Annotated in this window: 25 protein-coding genes and 1 pseudogene; 13 read left to right on the top strand and 13 right to left on the bottom strand. The window is 71.4% G+C overall.

Going from position 1 to position 23,081, the window contains the following annotated elements; translation table 11 throughout:
• Positions 1-6: 6 nt before the first annotated feature.
• From FB471_RS22690 to FB471_RS22680, 3 genes are all read right to left on the bottom strand, one after another.
• A complete protein-coding gene (locus tag FB471_RS22690; protein ID WP_142000415.1) occupies positions 7-1,206 on the bottom strand; it encodes a glycosyltransferase 87 family protein in 1,200 nt (399 codons plus the stop codon).
• Entirely contained in the window at positions 1,181-2,494 is a 1,314-nt protein-coding gene (locus FB471_RS22685; protein ID WP_142002307.1) for a glycosyltransferase 87 family protein, read from the bottom strand. The genes FB471_RS22690 and FB471_RS22685 overlap by 26 nt, the downstream gene beginning before the upstream one ends.
• A gap of 127 nt (positions 2,495-2,621) precedes the next feature.
• On the bottom strand, positions 2,622-3,482 hold the full coding sequence (locus FB471_RS22680) for a GGDEF domain-containing protein (protein WP_211358101.1): 861 nt from the start codon (positions 3,480-3,482) through the stop codon (positions 2,622-2,624).
• 233 nt (positions 3,483-3,715) lie between these two features.
• Between FB471_RS22680 and FB471_RS22675 the strand changes: the two genes are divergently transcribed.
• The 3 genes from FB471_RS22675 to FB471_RS22665 are packed head-to-tail and all read left to right on the top strand — an operon-like array spanning position 3,716 to position 7,213.
• On the top strand, positions 3,716-6,085 hold the full coding sequence (locus FB471_RS22675) for a sigma-70 family RNA polymerase sigma factor (RefSeq protein WP_142000414.1): 2,370 nt from the start codon (positions 3,716-3,718) through the stop codon (positions 6,083-6,085).
• A 34-nt stretch (positions 6,086-6,119) separates the two neighbouring features.
• Complete coding sequence (locus FB471_RS22670; RefSeq protein WP_142002303.1) at positions 6,120-6,623, top strand: GtrA family protein; 504 nt, start codon at positions 6,120-6,122, stop codon at positions 6,621-6,623.
• 26 nt (positions 6,624-6,649) lie between these two features.
• On the top strand, positions 6,650-7,213 hold the full coding sequence (locus FB471_RS22665) for a GtrA family protein (RefSeq protein ID WP_142000413.1): 564 nt from the start codon (positions 6,650-6,652) through the stop codon (positions 7,211-7,213).
• On the opposite strand, the gene FB471_RS22660 is transcribed toward FB471_RS22665, so the two are convergent.
• Both FB471_RS22660 and FB471_RS22655 read right to left on the bottom strand, forming a co-directional pair.
• Positions 7,210-8,493: an ATP-binding protein gene (locus FB471_RS22660; RefSeq protein WP_142000412.1), complete on the bottom strand. Its 1,284-nt coding sequence runs from the start codon at positions 8,491-8,493 to the stop codon at positions 7,210-7,212. The genes FB471_RS22665 and FB471_RS22660 overlap by 4 nt on opposite strands.
• A 6-nt stretch (positions 8,494-8,499) precedes the next feature.
• The gene (locus tag FB471_RS22655) at positions 8,500-9,195 is read right to left on the bottom strand and encodes a response regulator transcription factor (RefSeq protein ID WP_142002301.1); all 696 of its coding nucleotides are present in this window, start codon (positions 9,193-9,195) and stop codon (positions 8,500-8,502) included.
• Between the two features lie 48 nt (positions 9,196-9,243).
• Here FB471_RS22655 and hisN point away from each other — a divergent pair, with 48 nt between their 5' ends.
• Positions 9,244-10,032 carry a histidinol-phosphatase gene (hisN, locus tag FB471_RS22650; protein ID WP_142000411.1) on the top strand — a complete coding sequence of 263 codons (789 nt, stop codon included), beginning with the start codon at positions 9,244-9,246 and terminating at the stop codon, positions 10,030-10,032.
• Here the strand turns inward: hisN and FB471_RS22645 are convergent.
• Genes FB471_RS22645 through FB471_RS22630 form a run of 4 tightly spaced genes read right to left on the bottom strand, consistent with a single transcriptional unit; the run spans position 10,029 to position 12,816 of the window.
• Complete coding sequence (locus tag FB471_RS22645) at positions 10,029-10,295, bottom strand: hypothetical protein (protein ID WP_142000410.1); 267 nt, start codon at positions 10,293-10,295, stop codon at positions 10,029-10,031. The two genes, hisN and FB471_RS22645, sit on opposite strands and share 4 nt — an antisense overlap.
• Complete coding sequence (locus tag FB471_RS22640) at positions 10,292-12,058, bottom strand: TNT domain-containing protein (RefSeq protein WP_142000409.1); 1,767 nt, start codon at positions 12,056-12,058, stop codon at positions 10,292-10,294. The genes FB471_RS22645 and FB471_RS22640 overlap by 4 nt, the downstream gene beginning before the upstream one ends.
• 9 nt (positions 12,059-12,067) lie before the next feature.
• Positions 12,068-12,397 carry a PE domain-containing protein gene (locus FB471_RS22635; protein ID WP_142000408.1) on the bottom strand — a complete coding sequence of 110 codons (330 nt, stop codon included), beginning with the start codon at positions 12,395-12,397 and terminating at the stop codon, positions 12,068-12,070.
• Complete coding sequence (locus FB471_RS22630) at positions 12,397-12,816, bottom strand: YbaB/EbfC family nucleoid-associated protein (protein ID WP_142000407.1); 420 nt, start codon at positions 12,814-12,816, stop codon at positions 12,397-12,399. Before FB471_RS22630 ends, FB471_RS22635 begins: the two co-directional genes overlap by 1 nt.
• A gap of 192 nt (positions 12,817-13,008) precedes the next feature.
• Here FB471_RS22630 and FB471_RS22625 point away from each other — a divergent pair, with 192 nt between their 5' ends.
• The 4 genes from FB471_RS22625 to FB471_RS22610 are packed head-to-tail and all read left to right on the top strand — an operon-like array spanning position 13,009 to position 15,344.
• Complete coding sequence (locus tag FB471_RS22625) at positions 13,009-13,383, top strand: WXG100 family type VII secretion target (RefSeq protein WP_142000406.1); 375 nt, start codon at positions 13,009-13,011, stop codon at positions 13,381-13,383.
• Positions 13,380-14,309, top strand: coding sequence for a hypothetical protein (locus FB471_RS22620; protein WP_142000405.1), 930 nt, complete (start codon positions 13,380-13,382; stop codon positions 14,307-14,309). The genes FB471_RS22625 and FB471_RS22620 overlap by 4 nt, the downstream gene beginning before the upstream one ends.
• A 13-nt stretch (positions 14,310-14,322) precedes the next feature.
• Positions 14,323-14,811: a hypothetical protein gene (locus FB471_RS22615; RefSeq protein WP_142000404.1), complete on the top strand. Its 489-nt coding sequence runs from the start codon at positions 14,323-14,325 to the stop codon at positions 14,809-14,811.
• Positions 14,808-15,344, top strand: coding sequence for a DUF3558 family protein (locus FB471_RS22610; RefSeq protein WP_142000403.1), 537 nt, complete (start codon positions 14,808-14,810; stop codon positions 15,342-15,344). The genes FB471_RS22615 and FB471_RS22610 overlap by 4 nt, the downstream gene beginning before the upstream one ends.
• A 25-nt stretch (positions 15,345-15,369) precedes the next feature.
• Here FB471_RS22610 and FB471_RS22605 read toward each other — a convergent pair whose 3' ends face one another.
• From FB471_RS22605 to FB471_RS22595, 3 genes are all read right to left on the bottom strand, one after another.
• Positions 15,370-16,317 (bottom strand): hydroxymethylglutaryl-CoA lyase, encoded by a 948-nt coding sequence (locus FB471_RS22605; RefSeq protein WP_142000402.1) that lies wholly within the window; start codon positions 16,315-16,317, stop codon positions 15,370-15,372.
• A 5-nt stretch (positions 16,318-16,322) separates the two neighbouring features.
• Complete coding sequence (locus FB471_RS22600; RefSeq protein WP_142000401.1) at positions 16,323-16,901, bottom strand: PH domain-containing protein; 579 nt, start codon at positions 16,899-16,901, stop codon at positions 16,323-16,325.
• 95 nt (positions 16,902-16,996) lie between these two features.
• Positions 16,997-17,827 carry a biotin--[acetyl-CoA-carboxylase] ligase gene (locus FB471_RS22595; protein ID WP_142000400.1) on the bottom strand — a complete coding sequence of 277 codons (831 nt, stop codon included), beginning with the start codon at positions 17,825-17,827 and terminating at the stop codon, positions 16,997-16,999.
• Between the two features lie 83 nt (positions 17,828-17,910).
• On the opposite strand from FB471_RS22595, the gene FB471_RS22590 reads away from it, so the two are divergent.
• The 5 genes and pseudogenes from FB471_RS22590 (at position 17,911) to FB471_RS22570 (ending at position 21,826) form a co-directional block, all read left to right on the top strand.
• Positions 17,911-19,551 carry an acyl-CoA carboxylase subunit beta gene (locus tag FB471_RS22590; protein WP_142000399.1) on the top strand — a complete coding sequence of 547 codons (1,641 nt, stop codon included), beginning with the start codon at positions 17,911-17,913 and terminating at the stop codon, positions 19,549-19,551.
• 87 nt (positions 19,552-19,638) lie between these two features.
• The gene (locus FB471_RS22585; RefSeq protein WP_142000398.1) at positions 19,639-19,866 is read left to right on the top strand and encodes an acyl-CoA carboxylase subunit epsilon; all 228 of its coding nucleotides are present in this window, start codon (positions 19,639-19,641) and stop codon (positions 19,864-19,866) included.
• Positions 19,867-19,932: 66 nt separating this feature from the next.
• A pseudogene (locus tag FB471_RS22580) lies at positions 19,933-20,548 on the top strand (helix-turn-helix domain-containing protein).
• Positions 20,485-20,709 carry a DUF397 domain-containing protein gene (locus FB471_RS22575; protein ID WP_142000396.1) on the top strand — a complete coding sequence of 75 codons (225 nt, stop codon included), beginning with the start codon at positions 20,485-20,487 and terminating at the stop codon, positions 20,707-20,709. Before FB471_RS22580 ends, FB471_RS22575 begins: the two are co-directional and overlap by 64 nt.
• A 355-nt stretch (positions 20,710-21,064) precedes the next feature.
• Entirely contained in the window at positions 21,065-21,826 is a 762-nt protein-coding gene (locus FB471_RS22570) for a choice-of-anchor P family protein (protein WP_142000395.1), read from the top strand.
• A gap of 61 nt (positions 21,827-21,887) precedes the next feature.
• On the opposite strand, the gene FB471_RS22565 is transcribed toward FB471_RS22570, so the two are convergent.
• A complete protein-coding gene (locus tag FB471_RS22565) occupies positions 21,888-22,988 on the bottom strand; it encodes an acyltransferase (protein WP_170220896.1) in 1,101 nt (366 codons plus the stop codon).
• Between the last annotated feature and the right edge of the window lie 93 nt (positions 22,989-23,081).

The raw sequence follows: 23,081 nt of genomic DNA, 5'->3' as shown, positions 1-23,081 counted from the left end.
GCCTGTTCAGAGTAGAGCGCGGTCGCGGTGCCACTCGCGGGCGGCCAGGCCGAGTATGCCGAGCACCACTGCCAGCACGTAGGCGTTGCCGAGCACGAACGCCACCGGACCCCAGCCGAACTCGGCCCTGCCACCGTTCGGCACGAACATGATCACCGCGCTGGCGAAGAAGGCGGTGACGGCCAGCGCCCACCAGGTCCGGCCGCGGGTCAGCAGCAGCACGATCAGTGGTACCGCCCACACCCAGTGGTGCGACCAGGACACCGGCGAGGCCAGCAGCGCGTAGAACGCCGTTACCAGCAGCGCCGCCGCCGTCTCCCCGCGCCGGTGCAGCCGCACCACCAGCCAGATCGCCGGCACCGCGAGCAGGGCCGCGATCCCGACCGCGGCGCCGAGCGACCACGGCGCCAACCCGGTGGCCCGGCTGACCATGCCGTTCAGCGACTGGTTGAAGATCCAGTGCACCGCGCCCACCCGCTCGGGGTCGCTGGCCGCCTCGGCCCAGTACCGGCCGGCGTCGGCCGGCATGAGGAGGAACATCAGGCCCTGCAGGCCCGCGAAGGTGCCGAGGCCGCGCAGCGCCGCCCGCCACCTGCCGGTGAACAGCAGGTGCGGCAGGAAGATCAACGGGGTCAGCTTCACCGCGGCGGCCACCCCGACCAGCACCCCGGACCACCTGGAGCCCCGGGCGCAGAGCACCAGCACATCCAGCACCACCAGCGCCATCAGCAGCAGGTTGACCTGACCGAGGAACAGCGTCTTCCACACCGGCTCCAGCGCGAGCGCGAGCAGGCTCAGCCCGGCCACCGCGAAGGCGCCCGGTAGCCGCCGGGCACCGGTACGCAGGCAGCTCCGGACGACCAGGGTCAGCGCGAGTACCGAGGACGCGGTGACCAGGCCCCAGCACAGGCCCGGCGGCAGCGCGGCGAGCGGGACGAACAGCAGGGCCGCGGCCGGCGGGTAGGTGAACGGCAGCGAGACCCAGGACGGCAGGGTGGCCAGCCGCTCGGCGATGTACAGCGGGTCGCCGTGCAGGAAGGTGAGCGCCCCCGCCCGGTACACCTCGGCGTCGGCACCCAGCCGCCAGCCCGTCAGCCAGGCGAGGACCCCCACCGCCAGCGCGACCGCCACCAGCAGGCCGACCGACAGCCTGCCGCGGGACAGCCCACCCGGCCGGAACTCAGCGGGCAGGCGTCGCGTCGACATGCTCGTCGTGCTGGTTCTCGATCTCCGGCGGTCCGGCCGTCCCCCGCCGGGCCCGCGCGCGCCGCAACAGGTGCCGGGCGGCGAGCGCGGCGATCAGCACCAGCGGCACCAGGATGTAGGCGTTGCCGAGCACGTTCTGCCAGAACTGCCAGTGCAGCTCGATATTGCGCCCGTTCGGCAGTACCAGCAGCACGCAGCTGAGGAATACCGCGATCACCCCGCCCGCGGCGAGCCAGTGTTTCCAGGCCGTGGCGGGCGTGGTCTGCGGCAGCCGGGACACCAGCAGCACGATCAGCGGCACCGCCCACACCCAGTGGTGCGACCAGGACACCGGCGAGGCCAGCAGCACGTAGAACGCCGTCACCAGCAAGGCCGCCAGCGACTGGCCGCGCCGGTGGAACCGCAGCATCAGCCAGATCGCGGGGCCGGCCAGCAGCACCCCGATGCCGAGCGCGACGGTCGAGGCCCAGGGCGCGAGATCGGTGATCCGGTTCAGCAACCCGTTCAGTGACTGGTTGCCCGCCCAGTGGATCGGGCCGATCCGGCCGGTGTCGAACAGCGTGTGCGTCCAGAACCGGGCCGCGTCAGCGGGAACCAGCGCGAACATGAGCGCCTGCAGCCCGCAGAACGTGCCGACCGCGCGCAGCGCGTCCCGCCACCGGCCGGTGAACAGCAGGTGCGCGATGAACACGGCCGGGGTCAGCTTCACCGCCGTCGCCACCCCGACCAGCACCCCGCCCAAACGGTGCCGCTTCGCGCCGCTGTGGTCTTCCGAGCGGGAACCGCGCGCGCTGATCACCAGCACGTCCAGCATCACCAGCGCCATCAGGATCAGATTGATCTGCCCGAGGAACAGCGTGCGCCACACCGGCTCCAGCCCGAGGAACACCAGGGAGAAGATCAGCGTCGCGCGGGCGGGCGAGGCCCACCGCGACAGGTCGCCCGCCGGCCTCGGCAGCGCGCCGATGGCCACCCTGATCACCAGCGCCATGGCCAGGATCGACACCGCCGCGATCACGCCCCAGGCCACCTGGATCGGCAGCACGGCCAGCGGCACGAACAGCAGCGCGGCGGTCGGCGGGTAGGTGAACGGCAGCAGCGCCCACCACGGCTCCGGGCCGAGGGTGTTGGCCTCGTACAGCGGTTCGCCGTGCAGCAGGGTCAGTGCGCCCGCGCGGTACACCGCGCTGTCCACCCCGAGCCGCCAGTCCAGCAGCCAGCCGACGACGCCGGCGACAACGGTAAGTAACGGAACGGCCACGAGCAGCACCATGGACCGCGGGCGCATGGAGAGCCGTCCGAGCGAGGCGCGCAGCGCAAGGCGAGGCTGCGCGGGCCGGGCGGTTAGCTTGCTCACCGCATCAGGAAATCACGAAACAACATCATCGGCGGCACTTGCCCCCAACTCCGCGGCGCTACAAGCGTGCGAGCAGGTCACATGCCGCCTCGTGGGTGGTGGGCAACCGTACCGCGCTGATCCGCGGCCTGCCCACCTCGGACAACTGCCGGTCGATGGCCAGCCGCTCGGTCAGCTCACGGCGCAGGGACACCGCACGGCTGGCGACGCCGTCCTCTCTCGGCACCAACGCCGCCACCGTCGACGGCCCGATCGCGGCCAGGCTCTCCCCGCCGTCGAAACACAGCCGCAGCGCGTCCGCGGCCAGGATCATGCCGGTCAACCGGGACCAGCCCGCCGCCTCCCCGAAGTCCATGGACACCACCAGCAGCACGAAACCGTCGGCCGGGGTTCCGCCGTCCCGCGCGGCCTGGCGGTACAGCTCGGCCATCCTGGTGCGCAGGTAGGCCGCGGTCGGCAGCCCGGTGAGCGCGTCGGTCACCTCGGCCACGGTGAGCTGTTCGAATACCACGTCCGCCCAGGCCACCGCGGTAACTCTGAGTAGCCGCGCCGGGGTGGCGTCCACGTCCGGGGCAACGAACCCATCGGCCGAACCGGGTTGCTCGAGTACCGCGTGCAGCGCGGCCAGGTCGGTCAGTGTCTCGGCCAGCCCGGCACCGGCCTCGGCCCGTGCCCTGCCGAGCCCGGCGAGGGCGTCCTCCGGCCCACCGCCGGACAGCACGGCGGCGCAGACGCCGTCGACCTCGGGCAACGCCCAGTCGCTTGGCGCGCGCCAGCCGGCGGCGAGACTGGCGGTGCGCCAACGAGCCCGGAGCACCCGCAGTGAACTGTCCTGGCGCGCCCGGTCGAGGGCCACCCGCCCAGCTCCCGCGTGTTCGCCGTCTTCGCCGCGCGGCGCGCCGGTAGCCGGAACCTCCACGAACAACCGCCCTTTCCCGCTGTCACCTTCACCGACTCTTCGCACCGAGGGACGGCAGTGATCGCAACTCGTGACGGGATATTGCCAAGAGATGGGTGAACCGGTTGCGCCCTCCGGGCTATCCGGTGGCCCGCGAGGTGACGTTGCTCTCAGTGTCCGTCACACTGGTCGCTGCGCGAAGTCGGGGTACTGAGTGACGGTTGCAGCCGTCGAGCCCCAGGCAGGAGGAGTCCGTGTCCACCGTTCCCGCCGATCTGAGCGGCCATAGCGACGCCGAGCTGATCGCCTCGGTGCGCGGCGGGGAGTTGACGGCGTACGGGACGTTGTACGAACGTCACGTCTCGGCCGCGTACAACCTCGCCCGCCAGCTCGCCAGGTCCTCCGCGGAGGCCGACGACCTGGTGTCCGACGCCTTCTCCAAGGTGCTGGAGACGCTGCGGGCAGGGAAGGGGCCGGACACCGCCTTCCGCGCCTACCTGCTCACCGCGTTGCGGCACACCGCCTACGACAAGACGCGCAAGGACCGCAGGGTCGACCTGAACGAGGACATGGCCGAGGTCGGCGGTCCCGCCGCCGAGGCGCTGACGGTGCCGTTCTCCGACACCGCGCTGGCCGGGCTGGAACGCACCATGGCCGCCAAGGCCTTCGCCCGGCTGCCGGAACGCTGGCAGGCCGTGCTCTGGCACACCGAGATCGAGCAGCAGTCCCCGGCCGAGGTCGCGCCGCTGCTCGGGCTGACCGCCAACGGTGTGTCCGCCCTCGCCTACCGCGCACGCGAGGGGCTGCGCCAGGCGTACCTGCAGGTCCATCTCGCCGAGACCACCGCCGCCCGCTGCCGGGCCACCGCGGACCGGCTCGGCGCCTGGACGAGGGACGGTCTGTCGAAACGGGAACGTGCCCAGGTCGAGACGCACCTGGACGAATGCGACCGGTGCCGCGCCCTGGCCGCGGAACTGGCCGATGTGAACGGCGCGCTGCGCTCCGTGGTCGCCCCGCTGGTGCTGGGCGGCGCGGTGTTCGCCTACCTGAGTCTCACCGGCGCGGCCAAGGCCACGGCCGCCACCGCGGCCACGGCGGGTGCCGCCGCGGCGGGCGCCGGCGCCGCGGGCGGTTCCGGTGGGGCCGGTGGCGCCGCCGGGGCCGCGGCCGCCGGACCACGCCAGTTCCTCGGGGTCGCGGCCTCCGGGGTCGCCCTGGCCGCGGCGGTGGCCCTCGGGCTCGCCGCGGGTGGTGGGGAGCAGGAGATCCCGGCCGCCGCGGAGCAGCCCACCGTGCAGGTGCCCGCCCCGGAGGAACCGGAGCAGCAGCCACCACCCCAGCCGCCGCAGCCGGAACCGCAGCAACCACCGGTACCCGAGGAGGACCCACCGCCCGAGGACGAGCCGGCGCCGCCTCCCGCCGAGCCCCCGCCCCCGCCGGTACCGCCGCCACCGGCGCCGAGCACGACGACGCCGGCGCCCACGGAGTCGCCCGCGCCCGAGCCGCCCTCGCTGACCGCGCAGCCCTCGGGCACGGATATCGAACTGGTGCCCGGTGGCCCGCCGGTCGAGCTGCCGATCACCGTGCGCAACGAAGGCGGCAGCACCTCGGAACCGGTCAGCGCCACCCTGTCCCTGCCGGAAGGCGTGCACGCGGTGGACCAGACCTACGGCTTCGGTGGTGGCGGTGCGCCGCTACGGCTGGACGGGCCGGCCCCGAGGCAGAACGGCGCCGACCCCGGCGCCGTGCACTGCCCCGGCAGCGACGGCACCAGCATCGTCACCTGCAGCACGGCGGAGGGGCTCGAACCCGGCCAGTCGGTCGTGCTGCTGTTCCGGCTGGTCGCGACGGAGGGTGCCAAGCAGGGAACGGTGTCCGGCACCGTGAGCGCAGGCAACGAGCTGCGGGTCTCGGTTCGCGTCGAGGTGGCGGTTCCGCAGGACGCCGTCGGCCTCTCGGTGCGGCAGATGTGGAACCCGCTCTTCCCCTGGATCCGGCACCCGGTGCTGGCCATCGAGGTGCGCAACGAGGGGCCGAGCGCCAGGCCGGTGACGGTCGAGGTGGACCGGCCGGGGCATCTGCTGCTCGGTGGCTGGACGGTCGACTGCGACCGCGGTGGCAGCGGGATGACCTGCACCAGCCACGGCGAACTCGAGCCGGGGCACAGCCTGAACTTCTGGGTCGGTGTGGACCGCAGGCCGAGTACCGAGCACCAGCGGAACGTGACCGTGACGGCCACGCTGGGCTCGGCGACCGCATCGAGGTCGGTGGAGATCGACTGCTGGGGCCTGCCCTGCCGATGGCCGGGTCACCCGCCGGTGAACGCCGGCGCGCCGACGACCGGCCCAGGGCCCAGCACCGGCCCGAGCCGGGGCACCTCCGATCCCTCGAGCACGTCGAGCTCGACCGAACCGGGAACGGAACCGACCGAGCCTACCGGCGCACCCGGCGCGACCCGGCCGCCGAGCACCACCAAGACACCGGAGAGCACCCCGGCACCGACCCCGACAGCACCGTCGGGGTCGAGCACCAGCGCACCGGAGCGGCCGGGGCCACCCGGACCACCCGGCAAGCCCGGCAAGCCGGGAGAGCCGGTGCTTCCCTGGCTTCCCTGGCTGTGGTGACCAGTAGACTGCCCGGGTGACCGCCACCAGAACACTGCGTGACCTGCTGGTCAGGCACCGGGAACTGGTGCGGTTCGCGACCGTCGGCGGGATCTGCTTCCTGATCACCATCGCGGTGAACTACGCGCTCAAGTTCACCGTGCTGACCGGTAACCCACTCACCGCCTTCGGCATCGCCGTACTGGTGGCCACCATCGTGTCCTACGTGCTGAACCGGGAGTGGTCCTTCCGCACCCGCGGTGGCCGGGAGAACCATCACGAGGCCGCCCTGTTCTTCCTGTTCAGCGGGATCGCGATGGCGCTGAACACGCTGCCGCTCGCGGTCTCCCGTTACGTCCTGCAGCTCCAACGACCCCATGTGGGGCTGATCACCCAGGAGATCGCCGACTTCGTCAGCTCGATCATCCTCGGCACCATGGTCGCCATGGCCTTCCGCTGGTGGGCCTTCAAGCGCTGGGTGTTCCCGCAGGCCGGTGCGCGACCGCGGGAGACCGGCGGGCCACCGCTGCACCGAGCGCCCCGGGACCGCGCCGCCTAGCGGTTACCCGTACGTACACTGCGCGCGTGGCCGTCGTCGAGTCCGTGCTGTCCAAGGTGCCGGAGCCGCTACGCTCCGTGCTGATCAAGCATCGCGAGATGCTCAAGTTCGGCATCGTCGGCGGCACGACCTTCATCGTGGACAACGGGGTCTGGTACCTGCTCAAGCTCACCGTGCTGGAACCGAAGCCGACCACGGCCAAGGCCATCGCCATCATCGTCGCCACGATCGTCAACTTCATCCTGAACCGGGAGTGGTCCTTCCGCACCCGCGGCGGCCGGGAGCGCCATCACGAGGCCGCACTGTTCTTCCTGTTCAGCGGCGTGGCGATGACGATCAACCTGATCCCGCTCCTGGTCTCCCGCTACGTCCTCGACCTGGAGGTCCCACACGTCTCCCGGCTGGTCCAGGAGGCGGCCGACTTCGCGAGCGGCGCGATCCTTGGCGTGCTGCTGGCGATGGCGTTCAAGTTCTGGGCGTTCAAGAAGTGGGTCTTCCCGGACGAGCTGGGCGAGCGCCGCCGGGCCAACGGGGACTCCGATGAGGAGGAACCCGATGGCGGCGCGGGCAACGTCCGCAAGCTGCGCTAGCGGGGGACCCGCTCGGCCGGCCAGCGCACCTCGGCGACGTCCACGGGCCTCGGCACCCGCAGGAACAGGGTGAAGGTGGCCGGCCGCTTGATCGACAGCTCCAGCCTGCCACCGTCGGCATCGGCGAGCGCCCTGGCCAGCGCGAGCCCCACCCCGGTCGACCCGCCGCCGGAGAAGCCGCGCTCGAAGATGTGCGCGGCGAGCTCGTCGGGCACCCCGGCGCCGGTGTCGCTCACCTCGACCACCACGGTGCCCTCCGCGTCCCCGCGGCGCCCGGTCAGGGTGACCGTGCCCTCGCCGTGCCGCACCGCGTTGTCCAGCAGCACCCCGACGATCTCGCGCAGCCTGCCGGGGGTTGCCCGTGCCATCAGCCCGTCGGCCACCCGCACCCGCAGCGCGCGGCCGGCAGGACGCAGCAACGGCCGCCACTCCTCGGCCACCTCGTGCAACATCGAAGGCAGCTCCACCGGTTCCGCGCCGACCTCGCTGGCCGCACGGGCGGCGGCCAGCAGCTCGTCCAGCGCCTCGGCCAGCCGGTCGGCCTGCTCCAGCGCGGCCCGCGCGTCCTCGGCGACGTCCGGATCCCGGTGCGTGGCGAGCGTGTCCAGCCGTAGCTGCAACGCGGTGAGCCTGCTGCGTAGCTGGTGCGACACGTCCCCGACCAGTTGCCGTTCCCGCTGCACGAGCTGGGCCAGCGCGGAGCTGGATGCGTCCAGCGCCTCGGCCACCATGTCCAGCTCGCCGATGTCGTAGCGCCGCTGGTCCGGCCGGAAGTCGCCACCGCCGAGCCGGGCCGCCCGCTCGGCGACGTGCCGCAGTGGCTTGGCCAGCCTGCGTGCGGTGACCGTCGCCACCACCGTTCCGGTGCCGACCGACGCCAGCACCAGCAGCACCACGATCAGCACGACCTGGGTCTGCGTGGTCTGTAACGGCCCGGCCGGGATGATCACCTCGACGCTGCCGCCCTGGGCGATCGGTACCCGCTCGGCCACCACCTCCGACCCGGGGTCGTCCCCGAGTCTCCGTTCCACCACGCCCGGCTGGCGCAGCACCAGCAGGCCGTTCTCCGGGATGCCCGCCCGCAGGTCACCGACGTCCACCTGCTGCCGGTTGGCGATCTGGCTGTCCACGATGGCCGCGATCTGCTGGGCCCGGGCGAGCAGATCCTCCCTGGTGAGGTTGTCCACCAGCACCCAGGCGGTCACGCCGAGCGGGATGCCGAGCGCGGCGCCGGTGACCGCGACGGCGAGCAGGATGGCCAGCAGGATACGTCGGCGCACGGGCGATCACTCGATGTTGAACCGGAAGCCGACGCCCCGCACGGTGGCGATCCGGCGCTGTTCCTCGTGCGCCCGCACCGGTCCGGTCGGGTCCGGGACGGTGGCGACCGCGAGCTTGCGGCGCAGCCAGGACATGTGCATGTCCAGCGTCTTCGAGGTCTTCGACTCCAGGTCGTTCCACACCTCGGCGAGGATCTCGTCCCTGCTCACCACCTGGCCGGCCCGGCTCATCAGCACCCGCAGCAGCTCGAACTCCTTGTTCGCCAGTGGCACCTCGCGCCCGTCCACGGTGACCAGCCGGGCGCCGAGGTCCATCCGCACCCCGCCTGCCTCCAGCGCGTCCGGCACCCGCCTGCGCAGCAGGGCGCGGATCCGGGCCAGCAGCTCGGCCAGCCGGAACGGTTTGGCCACGTAGTCGTCGGCGCCCGCGTCCAGGCCGACCACGAAGTCCACCTCGTCGGTGCGCGCGGTCAACATCAGCACCGGCAGTTCGGTGCCGCCCGCCCGCAGCCTGCGACAGACCTCGAGGCCGTCCATCCCCGGCAGGCCGAGATCCAGCACCAGCAGGTCCACCCGCCGCCGCTCGGTGATGGTCAGCACGGCTGGTCCCTCCACCACGACCTCGACCTCGTAGCCCTCCCGCTGCAGTGCCCGGGAGAGCGGTTCGGCGATCGACGGATCGTCCTCGGCAAGTAACACCATGCTCACCTGGCCAACTCTACGACCGGGAGGCGTGAAACGATCGTCATCGTGTCCCGCTACACCGAGGACCTGACCCTGGGTCGGGAGCTGGCCGACGCCGCCGACGAGATCACCGTTGCCCGGTTCCGCGCCCGGGACCTGACGGTGCGGAGCAAGCCGGACCGCACCCCGGTCACCGACGCCGATACCGCCGTTGAGGACGCTATCCGGGCCCGGCTCGGCACCGCGCGGCCCGCCGACGCGGTCGCCGGTGAGGAGCGGGGCGGGGCGGCCGGGGACACCGGCCGCACCTGGGTGCTGGACCCGATCGACGGCACCAAGAACTTCCTCCGCGGATTACCCGTTTGGGCGACCCTGATCGCCTTGGTGGAGGACGGCGCGCCGGTGGTCGGGGTCGTCAGCGCCCCGCTGCTCGGCCGCCGCTGGTGGGCGGCGGCCGGGGCGGGTTCCTGGCTCGCCGACGCGGCCGGGCAGCACCGGCTGGCGGTCTCCGGGGTGTCCGCGCTTTCCGATGCCTACCTGTCCACCACCCACCTCGGCTCCTGGGTGGAGCACCACTCGCGGGAGTCCTACCTCGCGCTGGCCGATGCCTGCTGGGAGAACCGGGCGTTCGGCGACTTCTGGTCGCACTGCCTGGTGGCCGAGGGCGCCGTCGACATCGCGGCGGAGGCCGTGGTGAACCCGTGGGACGTGGCCGCCGTGCGGGTGCTGGTGACCGAGGCGGGCGGCCGGTTCAGCGACCTCGGCGGCAACCCCGGTATCGGCGGCGGGTCCGCGCTGTCCACCAACGGGCCGCTGCACGAGCCCGCGCTCGAGCTGCTGTCCTCGTTCACCTAGGGCAGGACGCCGACCGCGCCGCGGGCGACCTGGGCCCAGGCCAGCCTGCCGAACAGGTAGTGGCAGGCCACCTGCTCGTTGGTGAACCGTGCCCAGTCGTAGCGGTTGCCCTGCTCCCGCCAGAAGACCTCCCAGGCCACCCCCTCGGCGGGGTCCTCGGCGCGCAGCAGGCACCAGGTGTTGTCCGCCTCGGCACCGATGGACACCACCTCGTGCGGCACGCCGACCGCCTCCAGCCAGCGCAGGATCGACTCGCTGTTCATGCCCGCTCCTCGGTGCTCGACTCGAAGGTCACGTCGGCGAGGTAGCCGAGCACGACCAGTTCCGCGGCCGAGTAGACCGCCCGGTAGCGCGGCCCGCCGCCGTCCTGGCCGAACCAGCTCGCCGAGTCCGCCCGCCACATCGGCAGCTCGCGCAGCACCCGGTAGCGGCGGTACCCGGCGCGTAGCCGGGCCGGCGGCAGCGAGCGCGCGGCGAACGGGGTGCCGTCCGCGGCGAACACCCGGCCCGCCGCGTCGCCGAACCGGTCCAGCAGGGTGCCCGCGGCGAGCAGCACGGGCTCGCCGTGCGTGTGGCCACCTTCCGGGTACAGCTCGCCGGGTGGCCAGGCGTACTCCGGCGCCCGCTCGTCGGCGTGCACAAGGTAGCGGTGGTTCCAGTCCCGTTCGGACAGCCCGCCGAGCGGGTCGTACCCCTCGGTCAGCCGCTCCGGCGGGTCCGGCAGCACCTCGATCGGTGGCGGCGCCGGTTGCCGCCTGCCCTCCCGCAACGACTGGATCAGCTCGGCGGGGTCGATGAGGTCCGAGTGTGGGTGGTCGTGTGGCGGGAAACGCAGCCCCGCCGCGTAGTCCACCTCCGCCGGGGGCGCGGGCAGTTGCCGCGCGGGCCGGTCCGAGGCGATCGGCAGGTGCCCGATCGGGAACATGTGCACCGCGAACAGCGCGACCACGCTCTCCCGTTCCTGCCGCGCCGAGCCGAGCGAGAGCGGAGCCTGCGGCCGCAGGCCGTGCCGCGGCGCCTGGCCGCCGGGCGGCTGCCCCGCGGGCGGTTGCGGGCGGGGCTCGGGCGGGTGCCCCGCGGGAGGTGGCGGGCGGTGTTCGGCGGGTGGCCCGCCGGGCGCGAACGGCACGGGCGGGCGGCCGGGATACGCCGGGTGCGCCGGTGCGCCGCCGAACGGCGGGGCGTATCCCGCGGGCGGTTGGGCCGGTGGTGGCACCGCGGGGGGCTGGTGCGGGATGGCCGGTGGCGCGGCGGGCGGCCCGGCCGCGGTGAACCCGGCCGCCGTGGTGCCCGAGGGTGGTTGCGCGGCGATTCCGAAGCTGGGGGTGCGGGCCGGCGCGATCCCGCTCGGTGGGGTCGGGACCTCGGGGAAACCGCGGGTATCCAGCACACCGCCGTGGCCCGGCCGCGCGGCGACCTGCGGGTCGATCCGGATCGGGCCGGTGCCCCCGTCCTCGACCCGCTGCCCGCCGGGTGCCGCACCGGGCCTGGGATCGACCACCTCGCCGACGGTCGAGACCTCGGCGCCGCCCGCCGGGCCGAGGGTCGCGGCAAGGCCCGCGGTCAGCGCGGTCAGGTTCGCCGCGGTACCGCGCAGGGCCGGGTCCACCCCGAGCAGCGCGGCCGGGTGTCCCGCCGCGGCAGCGCTCTGCGCCGCGGCGCGGTCCTTCGCGGCCGCGATGAGCTGGCGGACGATCTCCACCTTGGCCACGCCGACCTGTTCCGCCGCGTGTTCCAGGCGGTCGGCCGCCTGCCCCGCGCCCAGCGCGGTGACCGTCAGCCGCCCGGAGTCCGGGGCCACGAAACCGGCCCAGTGCTCCCTGGCCGCCGCACCCGCGGCACCGGAAAGCTGCTCGATCGCCGCACCCGCGACCGTATCGGCGGCGCGGGCCAGCTCGTCCAGCCGCCGCTGGGCCTCGCGCCAGGCTTCCGCCTGCGTACGCAATGCGTCCTCGTCCGCCTCCGGCCAGGACACCCCGGTCACGGCCGCGATCTCGGCCAGTGCGGTGGGAAGCTCGATACCCATCCCGCCCCCTCAGTCCGGTGTGCCCGCGTCGCGCACCCGGTCCGTGGCCTCGGCATCGCCCGCCCGGTAGGCCGCCGCCGCATCGGTCAGCCGCCGGTGCATGTCGCCGAGCTGCTCGGGCAGCGCCCGCAACCTGTCCAGGGTCTCCCGTGCCGGGGTGTCGTGCGCCGCGGCGAAGCTCTGCCCGACCGCGTCGGTGCCCCACGCCCTCCCGGTGGCGGCGAGGGCCCGCTCCAGGTCGGCGGAGATCCCCGCCGCGCGTTCGGCCAGCTCGCCGAGCTCGGCGGCCTTCGCGGCGAGCTGCTCGGTATCGACGGCGAAACCGCGTTCCCCGCTCATCACGCCCTGTCCACCCAACTCTTGTTCTCGAAGCTCTCCTCCTCGGCCTCGACCGGGACGTCCGGGGCGAGTACCCCGAGGTCGGCCGTGCCGAGCAGCAGGGCTTGCGGATCGGTGTCCCGCGGGAGCGCGGGGCTCAGCACCTGGCCGGCTCCCGCCAGTGCCTTGATGGTGGCCGCCTGGGTCACCCGAACGATCTCCTCCGCGAGTTCGGTGGGCCGGTACCTGCGGTAGGCCTCCGCGGCGAGCTCGAGCCCGGTCAGCGTGCCGCGCGCCCCGACCGTCGCGGTGACCAGGCCGTCCCGGCTGCTCACCGACTCGGTGATCGCGGCCAGCTCACGCTGGACCGTCAGCAGGTGGTCCCGGCTGCGCCGATAGTCGGCAAGCAGCTCCTCCACCTGCGCGCGATGATCCGTCACAGCGCCCCTCCCGGCCTGCGGCTACAGCACTCGGCGACCCTCTGACGCACCTCACCCCCTCCCGGTTCCGCTGCTGCCAGGGAACCGAACGTAGTCGCCCCGAATGTAGTAGCCCCGCACGAGCCGAACATGCCCGATGATCTCGAAAAGTGTGCTACCAAACACCTTGGGTAACCAAATCGAAGGGGGAGCATGGCGGACAGCGGAGCGGGGTTCGGCGTCGACCTGTATCAGTTGGAGCAGGTCGCGAAGAACCATTTGCCCACGGCGGGCATGGTCTACGGCAACGCGATCGGCAAGATCGAGAGTGCGAAGACGGCGCTGGGTGGTATGTCCGCCGTGCCACCGGAGTTCCATGGCGATAGCGGTTCGGTGGCCCAGGCGTACGACCAGCTGCACGGCGCGATCGGCGGCGTACTCGAGTCGACAAGGACCAGCCTCGATGAGACGGCGACCGCCCTGCACAAGGCGGTGACGCTGTACGCGGAGAACGACCGGGCCGCCGGCGACAAGCTCAACAAGCTGATCGAAGACCACGGCATGCCCAAGCCGGAGTTGACGCCATGAGCAACGAGCAGCTGATGCAGCAAGCCGCGGACATCGAGCAGGGCGCGGCTTTTGCCGAGTACCGCCAGCGGGCAGGTGCATCTCCGCGAGGTTACGCACTCGTTGACTACGAAGAGATCAAACGCAAATACCAGGGCTGCGCCCAGCCCTTGTTCGAACCGTTCACCCGGATGCCCGACCCGGCTTCGTACGACGGCGCGATCGAAAGTCTGCACGCCGCGATGGAGGAACTGTCGCAGGGCGCCCACCTCGTCGACCCGATCAACGGGGAGGCGATCGGTGGGAACCGGGACCTCACCGCGATCGTGGACGCGGCCGACGAATTGGGTGACTGGACCGGCATGGCGGCGTCCAATTTCAAGACTAACTTTCTCACCCCGTTCCCGGTTGTGGCAAGCAACCAGTTCCTCATCCTCGGCATCATGAAAGGCGCGGTCGAGGCGGACAAAGCGGTATGGGAATCGGCCCGAGAGGACATCGACAAGATCGCACGGGCGACCCTCGACGCCCTGGAGAATCTTGGTGGCTGCGGCAAGAACGGGTTCGAGTTCGCGTTGGCGGTGGCCACCGCGGTGGCATCGGTCGCGGGCATACCGTTCACCGGGGGCGCCTCGGCCGTGGTGGCCGGAGTTGGCGCGGCAGCGAACGTGGCGGGCGCGGCGGCCAAGGGCGCGGAAGTGCTGGCGAAAGGCGGCGGCGGATCGGCGGAGCAGATCGTGGGCTCGATGAAGACCGCGATCGAGAAGCTCACCGGCCAGATCCGCGACAAGCAGGGACAGATCGCCAAGACGCTGACCGGCTACGCGGGCGAGGTCGAGCAGCACAAACTCACGAAACCCTCGCCCTTCTTCTCGCCGCGCCCACAGCTCGCCGATATGCGAGGCAGTGAGCTGACCGGCGACAAGGGCGTCGGGGAACCCGAGTAGGGGAGCAAGCACAGTGGGTGAGCTGGCCAGGCAACTGGACCGTATCCGGGTGCGGGTGAACGCTCCGGGCACGGATATCGAGGCCGAACTGCGCAACCGCACCGAGTTCACGCTTTCGTTCGGGGAGAGCGTGTACGAGTTCATCGACGAGCGCGCCCTGGAACGGGCGCTGGCGAGCCTCGCCCGGCTGCTGCACGCGGGCTGGCAACGGCAGTACCAGGAGGCGATCAGCAACACGGCGTTGAACATCGATCCGGAGGACCAGCACGACCTCGACTTCCGGGACGAGTCCCGCGCGGTGGAGTCGCGTGGCGAGTCCAGCGACGGCAGGGTCACGTTGCACGCGGTAGGTATGGACGAGTTCACGGCGCGAATCGAGCCCGGCTCCCTGCGCGAGTTGCGTGAAACCGAGTTCGCCGCGCGGGCCTCCGAGGCCGCGACCCGGCTGCTCGAGGACTACCAGAAGCAGATGGACGAGCTGAAGCTGAGGTACTACGGATGATCGGTCGTACACTCCGGACCGTCGGCTTTGCGCTGGTAGGACTCGGGTTGGTAACCGCGTGTGACGCGTCCAACCGACCCAACGAACTGTCGATGGACGACGTGAAACCGTGCGAACTCATCTCCGAACACGCTCTCCAGCAGCTCCAGGTCAAGGCCGCACCAGAACCACTATCCAGCCCCGGAGGGCTGGACGAGGAAGGTGCGGCTTGCCGGTATCGTCCCCTTACCCATCAGCTCGTCACCATCAGCAAGGTGACGAATCACGGGATCGACCGGTGGACCAGTGGCTCCTTCAACGGCGCGACGTTCGAAGAGGTCGCTCCAATACGCGGGTTTCCCACGATCAAGGTGGGACGTGAGCGCGAACGTAGCGGCCCGCATACTGGGTGCGCGCTCTATACCGATGTCGCCGACGACCGGTCGTTGAAGGTGGACGTCAGCGAGAACCACTCCGAGGATCAACCGGTCACGTGTGACACCGCGCGCCAGTTCGCCGATGCGGCGATGAAGACGCTCGTCGGCAGCGGCTGACCGAAGACCACCGGGTCGGCCGTGCTCACCCGCCCAGCGCGCGCACCACCCTGGACGGGCTGGGCCTGCCGAGGCGTTCGGCCATCCAGGTGCTGGTCGCCACCAGCGCGTCCAGGTCGGCGCCGTGTTCGATGCCGAGACCGTCCAGCATCCACACCAGGTCCTCGGTGGCCAGGTTGCCGGTGGCCGACTCGGCGTAGGGGCAGCCACCCAGCCCGCCGGCCGAGGAATCCACAGTGGACACGCCGTGCCGGAGCGCGGCGTAGGTGTTGGCCAGCGCCTGGCCGTAGGTGTCGTGGAAGTGCACGGCGAGCGCCTCGACGCCCACCCCGGCCGCGTCGAGGGCAGCCAGCACCGCGGTCACCTGGCCGGGGGTAGCGACGCCGATGGTGTCGCCGAGCGAGAGCTGCGCGCAGCCGAGGTCGAGCAGCCGCCTGCCCACGCGCGCCACCTGGTCGGCGGGCACCGCGCCCTCCCACGGGTCGCCGAAGCACATGGACAGGTAGCCGCGCACCGCGATCCCCTCGGCGCGGGCCCTGGACACCACCGGCTCGAACATGGCGAACTGGCTGTCCAGCCCCGAGTTCAGGTTGCGCTCGGCGAAGGTCTCGGTGGCACTGGCGAACACCGCGATCTCGGCCACCCCGGCGGCCAGCGCGCGGTCCAGGCCGCGCTCGTTGGGCACCAGCACCGGGTACCGCACGCCGTCCCGCCGGTGCAGCCCGGCCAGCAACTCCTCGGCGTCGGCGAGCTGCGGCACCCACTTGGGATGCACGAAACTGGTGGCCTCCAGCACTGGAAGGCCCACGCGGGCCAGTCGGTCAAGGAACTCCAGCTTCACCTCGACCGGGACGATCTCGCTCTCGTTCTGCAGCCCGTCCCGCGGGCCGACCTCCCAGATCGTCACCCGCTCCGGCAAGGTCCCGCCCGGTGCGGGCGCCCGCTCGGGCAGTCCGACTTCCCGTGCGCCCATCCCGCTCAGCGCCCCCGTTCCGGCGCCTCGCCGTACGGGTCCTGCGGGCTCAGCTCCTGCCGCCCCCGGTACTCCTGGGCGCCGTAGTCGTCATACGGATTGTCGTTGACCTGGCGGTAGATCTGCGTGTGCACGAGCTCGACGCCGGGGATGTCGTCGAACTTCAGCGGTTCCTCCGAGGCGGACTCGATGATCAGCGTGCCGCAGCCGAAGATGCGGTCCACAAGGCCGTGCTCGAACCGCACGCTGTTGATCCGGGCCATCGGGATGTCGATGCCGGTGCGTTTCACCACACCTTCCCTGGCGATCACCCGGTCCGTGGTGACGATGAAATGCGTCGTCCGCCAGCGCACGATCGGCGCCAGCACCAGCCAGACCAGGAGCAGCAGCGCGACCGCGCCGACGGCGACCAGCGCCACCAGGTCCCACGGGGCTTCGAGGTCCCTGGCCAGCAGGGCCAGCCAGCCGCCCCCACCGAGCACCACCACCAGTATGAACAGCGGAAAGAGCAGCATCTTGAAGTGCGGATGCTTGTGCGCTACTACCTGTTCCGCCTCGCTGAGCAGGTCATCTGGATAAGCCACCTGGAACGCTCCCGTGCTCGCACCGCTACCGCGACAACCGTACCGGCGGTAGGCCGACTCGGCCGCGCATACCGCACAGCCTGGCACACCCCGGCTCAGGCCTGGCGCAGGTGAACCACGTCCCCGGCGAAGATCGTCCGGCGCTCACCATCGCCGGTCTCCAGCACGAGCTGACCGGCCGCGTCCACGTCCACCGCGATGCCCAGCAGCGTGGAGCCGTCCGGGGCGCCGATCTTGACCTCCTGGCCGAGGGTGACGCAGCGGGCACGGTAGTCCTCGAGCAGTCCGGCCCGCACCAGGTCGCCCGCAGCCTGCCGCCAGCGCCGCTCCCGCTCGGCCAGCGCGAGCAGCAACAGCCTGGCCAGCTCGGTGCGATCCGTGGTGGCGGCGCCCTGCTCGCGCAGCGAGGTCGCGGCGAGCCCGCCGGGCCCCGGCGGCACCGGCTGCGGCGCGGCGAGGACGTTCAGCCCCATGCCGAGCACCACCGCGCGCTCGTCCGAGGCGGCGGCCTCGGAAAGGATGCCCGCGCACTTCTCCCGGTCCGGACCGGCCAGCATGTCGTTCGGCCACTTCAGCACCGCGTCCACGCCCAGCTCGGTGCTCAGGTCGATCAGGGCGAGCCCGGCGACCACGGCCAGCGAGCCGAGCCGGGCGAAGGACACCTCGGCAGGCCGCAGCAGCACGCTGCAGTAGATCCCGGCACCCGCGGGCGAGTGCCAGGTCCGGCCCCGGCGGCCCGCACCGGCGGTCTGCTCCTCGGCGAGCAGCACGGTGCGGTCCTCGGCGTCCTCGGTCACCGCGTCCAGCAGGTCCGCGTTGGTCGAGCCGGTGCTGGCCACCACGTCGAGCGCGGCATAGGGACCGGCGGGGGCGACGAGCTCGGCACGCAGGCGCGCCGCGTCGATCGGAGCTTTGCGCTGGTTCATCGGCTTCACCCTATGTTTTGCCACGGTGACGTGGCCGACGCCACGCCCACAATCGAACTCCACGGTAGTTAAGCTGCCGAGCCATGAGCAGTGCAACGGAGCCGATCGGGCCACCGCCGGAGGGTGAACCGGACATTCACACCACCGCGGGCAAGCTGGCCGACCTGTACCTGCGGTACTCCGAGGCGGTGCACGCCGGCTCGACCAGGGCCGTCGAGCGGCAGCACGCGAAGGGCAAGCAGACCGCTCGGGAACGGATCGACCTCCTGCTCGACCCCGGCTCCTTCGTCGAGCTGGACGAACTGGCCCGGCACCGCTCGACCAACTTCGGCCAGGAGGCCAACCGGCCCTACGGCGACGGCGTGGTCACCGGCTACGGCACCGTGGACGGTCGCCCGGTGTGCGTGTTCAGCCAGGACGTGACCGTGTTCGGCGGCTCGCTGGGCGAGGTGTACGGCGAGAAGATCGTCAAGGTGATGGACCTGGCGATCAAGACCGGGCGGCCGATCGTCGGGATCAACGAGGGCGGCGGCGCGCGCATCCAGGAGGGCGTGGTCTCACTCGGGCTGTACGGCGAGATCTTCCGGCGCAACACCCAGGCATCCGGGGTGGTCCCGCAGATCTCGCTGATCATGGGCGCGAACGCGGGCGGGCACGTGTACTCCCCCGCACTGACCGACTTCGTGGTGATGGTCGACCAGACCTCGCACATGTTCATCACCGGCCCGGACGTGATCAAGACGGTGACCGGCGAGGAGGTCACCTTCGAGGACCTCGGCGGCGGCCGCACGCACAACAGCAAGTCCGGCAACGCGCACTACCTCGGCTCGGACGAGGAGGACGCCATCTCCTACGTCAGGGAACTGCTGTCCTTCCTGCCCCCGAACAACCTCACCGAGCCGCCGGTGTTCACCGCGCCCGAACCCTCCGGGGAGTCGGTGGCCGACGGGGTGACCGACGCCGACCGCGAGCTGGACACCCTGATCCCGGACTCGCCCAACCAGCCCTACGACATGCACGACGTGATCACCAGGGTGGTGGACGAGGGCGAGTTCCTCGAGGTGCACGAACTGTTCGCGCCGAACGTGCTGGTCGGCTTCGGCCGGGTGGACGGGCAGAGCGTCGGCGTCGTGGCCAACCAGCCCACCCAGTTCGCGGGCTGCCTGGACATCGACGCCGCCGAGAAGGCCGCCCGGTTCGTGCGCACCTGCGACGCGTTCAACGTGCCGGTGCTGACCTTCGTGGACGTGCCCGGTTTCCTGCCCGGCACCGACCAGGAGTGGAACGGCATCATCCGGCGCGGCGCGAAGCTGATCTACGCCTACGCCGAGGCGACCGTCCCGCTGGTCACCGTGATCACCAGGAAGGCCTACGGCGGCGCCTACGACGTGATGGGCTCCAAGCACCTCGGCGCCGACTTCAACGTGGCCTGGCCGACCGCGCAGATCGCGGTGATGGGCGCGCAGGGCGCGGCCAACATCGTGCACCGCAAGACGCTGGCCGGCGCGGCCGAGGAGGGCGAGGACGTCGAGGCGCTGCGCGAGCGGTTGATCCAGGAGTACGAGGACGCCCTGTGCAACCCCTACGTGGCGGCCGAGCGCGGCTACGTGGACACGGTGATCCCGCCCGCGCACACCCGCGGCTACGTGGCCCGCGCGCTGCGCCTGCTGCGGGACAAGCGCGAGACGGCGCCGCCGAAGAAACACGGCAACATCCCCCTGTGAGGTGTGTATGAGTTCCCGGGGCGACGCCTCGCGAGCATCGCAGGTCCGGCCGGCGGGCCGAGGAGCGCAGCGAGAAGGAGCCGAGACATGAGTGAGTCCGAGGGCGCCCCGATGCTGCGGGTGGTGCGCGGCAATCCCGACGACGTCGAGCTCGCCGCGCTCACCGCCGTACTGGCCGCGGCGACCTCTTCCGAAGGTTCCCCGGGTTCGGAGCGGAAGGAACGCCGGTCCCGCTGGGCCGACCCCGCCGCGAGCATGCACCGCCTGCCGCATCCCGGCCCGGGCGCATGGCGTGCCTCCGCCTTCCCTCGCTGACCCAGCGACGTAGGGTGGCCGAATGGCCACGAAAAGCGACAACGCGCTGCGGTTCCGGGGCGGGAGCTGGCGCTCGCCCGTGATGCCCGCGGGCTGAGCCAGGTGGCGCTGGCCGAGCACGCGTATGTCTCGCACTCGCTGGTCGCCACGTGGGAGACCGGCCGCCGGTCCCCGAAGGCCGAGGACCCGGCCCGGATCGAGGAGATCCTTGGCAGCAACGGCTATCTGTCCCGCCTGCTGACCGAGCTGGTGTCCCGCGAGGTGGCGTACGAGTGGCCGGGCCGCTGGATCGAGGTCGAGTCCCGCGCCATCACCCTGCTCTCCTTCGAGACCACGGTGCTGCCGGGCCCGCTGCGGACCCCGGACTGCGCCCGCGCCGTGCTGAAGAACGAGGACCTGGTCCAGGTCCGCCTGGAACGCCAGCGGGTCTTGGCTGGAGGCGAACCGCCCATGCTGGTCGCACTGCGCCGACTTCCTCGGCCCGTTCGTCATCGCCAGCTTCGACGGCGGCAGGGACGTCGCGTACGTGGACAACCAGCTCCGCGGTACCGCGGTCAAGCAGCCGGAGGATGAGGCAAGCCTGCGGCAGATGTTCGAGCTGTTCCGAGCCGATGCCCTGTGCACCCGGCAGTCGATCGAGCTCATCGAGAAGGTGGCGGAACAAGGGGCAACAACCCCCTGAGCTGGCGCAGTTCCTCCCACAGCACCGCCAACGGCGGCGACTGCGTCGAGGTCGGCTGGCGGGAACACCGCACCGGAGTGCGCGACTTCAAGTCCCCGACACCGGCACCCTCTGGTTCCCCACCCCCCGCTTGGCACGCCTTCCTCAGCACCCTGCGCTGATCCCGAGTGGGGGCGGGGCGGAGCGGCGGTTCCGCCGAACCACCTCACCTGGGCGAGCTAGCCTCGGCAAGGCGCACCGGCCGAGTAGCCGGTGCGCCCGGTGCGGCAAATCCGACATTTCGCCGGTTAACTCGGAATGAACGACCGGATGATACCCGCTGCATACACACGAATATGCCGCCGAACCGTCGCCCGAAATGTCTGCCGTCCCGAAAGTTCAATATAATACTGCTCACAGTTGTATCCGAACACGACGTGTGCTGGCATTCTCACACCCGGTTCTCCGGGGCTCGGGCGAACATTTTCGAATTCGCCCGAAGAGTACCGAACCCACTCGCCCTCGAGAGGTGCATGGATGTCACTCGTGTCCAGATTTTCCCGCTCGGCTACGGTCGCCGTCGCGGTGACCGCGCTGCTGGCCGTCTCGGCCGGTTCGGCGGTTGCCGACGACTGCCCGAACTACGAGACGGGCGCGTACGCCGGTTTCGCCTCCTTCCACGACATCAACCTCGGCCCGCTGGCCTCGACGCACTGGCCGAACGGCCCCACGCACAGCTCCGCAGCCGGAAACACCCACCACGACCTCGTGATCGTGGGAGCATTCGAGTCGGAGTCCGATCACGACCACGAGACCAAGCTGTCCTGGTCCAAGACCTCGGCCGCCAAGGTCGGTGTCGATCTCTTCCACATCCTGCCCGAACTGCCCACCCCGGACATCTTCAGCCTCACCGTGGACGCGTTCTCCGCGAAATGCGTCGCCGATGACGAGGGAATCGCGGGCGAGAGCTCGATCGCCGGCAGCGACATCAAGCTCACTGTCCTCGGGAAGGAGTACCGCCTTCCGGTCTCCACCGAACCGAACTTCCGGATCAGCATTCCCGGCGTCGCCAGCCTCACCCTGAACAAGCAATGGTGGGACGACAACGGCGCGTTCAACGTCCAGGCGCTGGACTTCCGCGCCGACCCGCTGCTGGAGACGCTGATCGGCGGGCACATCCGGCTGAGCCTGGCGCACGTGGCCTGCGGCGAGCACGTCACCCTCGATCCGCAGGCCGAGATCGGGCACGGTGCGGACCGCCAGGCCCCGACCGGCCGGGAGGTCGTCGTCGCCGCCTGAGCCGCCCGACCCAGCACCCACGGCCGCCGCTCTCCCCGCGCGGAGGGCGGCGGCTTCGCTGTCACACCACCTTGCGCAGCACCGGAACACGCTCGGCGAGCAGGACCAGCGCGGTCGATCCGAACAACGCCCCTGCCCACAGCACCGCAAGCGAGAGCACCCCACCGGCGAGGCTCTCGGTGTGCGGCAGCACCAGACCGATCGCCGCGACGAACATCGGGTGCGCGAGGTACACCCCGAGGGTCAGACCGGACAACCGCTGCGCCAGTGCGCCGCCACCGGCCCCGGCGCCCGGACCGCCGGTCACGCCCGCGAACAGGGCGACCGCGGCGAGGACGGCCACCGGATGCAGGAACGACTCGGCGTACTCCGTCGCGGCCGCCGAGGAGGACAGCACAGCCAGCAGGTACCCGCCCCAGCAGCCCAACGCGGCCAGCATCCCCACGGCGAGCCAGCGCCCACGGTGCCGCACCGGCCGAATGTTGGCCAGAAAATGGCCGAGCAGGAAATAGCCGATGAACGGGACGAACAGCGTGAGTGCGTTGGCGCCGCCACCGCCCACGCGCCAGTCCACAAGGGACGACAGCGAGGCCAGGGCGAGACACCCCACGGCCAGCACGCGGAGGCCGCTCGCCGCCAAGCCACGCACCAGAACCTGAAGGAAAGGCGCGACCAGGTACAAACCGGCCGCGATGAACAGGTAGTAGAGGTGGTACATCGGCTGCCCGAGCAGGATCGCGTCGAGCACGCCGCCCGCCCCTCCGGAGGTGATGCGCCGGTCACCGGAACCGGACCAGAGCTGCAGGCCGAGGTACAGCACGCTCCAGAACAGCAACGGCCAACCGATCCTGGCCAACCGCCTGGACACCACGGCGCCGATCCGCTCGGCCTCCAGCGGTTCCGGTGCACCCGCGCCGGTGCCGCGCAACAGCAGCGCGCCACTGATCAGCACGAAGACCGGGACCGACCAGCGTGGGGTCATCACCGCCGCGGAACCGGGCCACCACGCCCCGGACCACACCGGAACATGATTGACCACGAACGAGCCAGCGTGACCGCCGACCACCACGACCGCCGCCACCACCCGCAGCCGATCGAGACGGCCGTCCCGGCCTGCTGCCTCCCGCCGTCCGGCCAACTTTCGTACCGGCGACTCGCTCACCACGTCGCGTCCATCCGGGTCCGTACTCCTCACATGTGGCCGAGTTTTATCGACGGGTAATACCGGCCGTTATCAATCCGCCAAATTCTCACC

The organism is Amycolatopsis cihanbeyliensis, assembly GCF_006715045.1.
GTDB classification, from domain to species: domain Bacteria; phylum Actinomycetota; class Actinomycetes; order Mycobacteriales; family Pseudonocardiaceae; genus Amycolatopsis; species Amycolatopsis cihanbeyliensis.
The sequence above is the reverse complement of the archived record's forward strand: the minus strand, read 5'-3'. Positions and strand labels throughout refer to the sequence as shown.

Bases quoted from the DNA above. Each gene is read 5' to 3' on its own strand.
- FB471_RS22655 (WP_142002301.1), bottom strand. From the start codon at position 9,195: ATGGTGTTACTTGCCGAGGACGATCCGTCGATCGCCGAACCGCTCTCC.
- FB471_RS22610 (WP_142000403.1), top strand. From the start codon at position 14,808: ATGATCGGTCGTACACTCCGGACCGTCGGCTTTGCGCTGGTAGGACTC.
- FB471_RS22620 (WP_142000405.1), top strand. From the start codon at position 13,380: ATGAGCAACGAGCAGCTGATGCAGCAAGCCGCGGACATCGAGCAGGGC.
- FB471_RS22585 (WP_142000398.1), top strand. From the start codon at position 19,639: ATGAGTGAGTCCGAGGGCGCCCCGATGCTGCGGGTGGTGCGCGGCAAT.
- FB471_RS22640 (WP_142000409.1), bottom strand. From the start codon at position 12,058: ATGGGTATCGAGCTTCCCACCGCACTGGCCGAGATCGCGGCCGTGACC.
- FB471_RS22625 (WP_142000406.1), top strand. From the start codon at position 13,009: ATGGCGGACAGCGGAGCGGGGTTCGGCGTCGACCTGTATCAGTTGGAG.
- FB471_RS22635 (WP_142000408.1), bottom strand. From the start codon at position 12,397: ATGAGCGGGGAACGCGGTTTCGCCGTCGATACCGAGCAGCTCGCCGCG.
- FB471_RS22645 (WP_142000410.1), bottom strand. From the start codon at position 10,295: ATGAACAGCGAGTCGATCCTGCGCTGGCTGGAGGCGGTCGGCGTGCCG.
- FB471_RS22590 (WP_142000399.1), top strand. From the start codon at position 17,911: ATGAGCAGTGCAACGGAGCCGATCGGGCCACCGCCGGAGGGTGAACCG.
- FB471_RS22685 (WP_142002307.1), bottom strand. From the start codon at position 2,494: ATGCGCCCGCGGTCCATGGTGCTGCTCGTGGCCGTTCCGTTACTTACC.
- FB471_RS22690 (WP_142000415.1), bottom strand. From the start codon at position 1,206: ATGTCGACGCGACGCCTGCCCGCTGAGTTCCGGCCGGGTGGGCTGTCC.
- FB471_RS22595 (WP_142000400.1), bottom strand. From the start codon at position 17,827: ATGAACCAGCGCAAAGCTCCGATCGACGCGGCGCGCCTGCGTGCCGAG.
- FB471_RS22605 (WP_142000402.1), bottom strand. From the start codon at position 16,317: ATGGGCGCACGGGAAGTCGGACTGCCCGAGCGGGCGCCCGCACCGGGC.
- FB471_RS22570 (WP_142000395.1), top strand. From the start codon at position 21,065: ATGTCACTCGTGTCCAGATTTTCCCGCTCGGCTACGGTCGCCGTCGCG.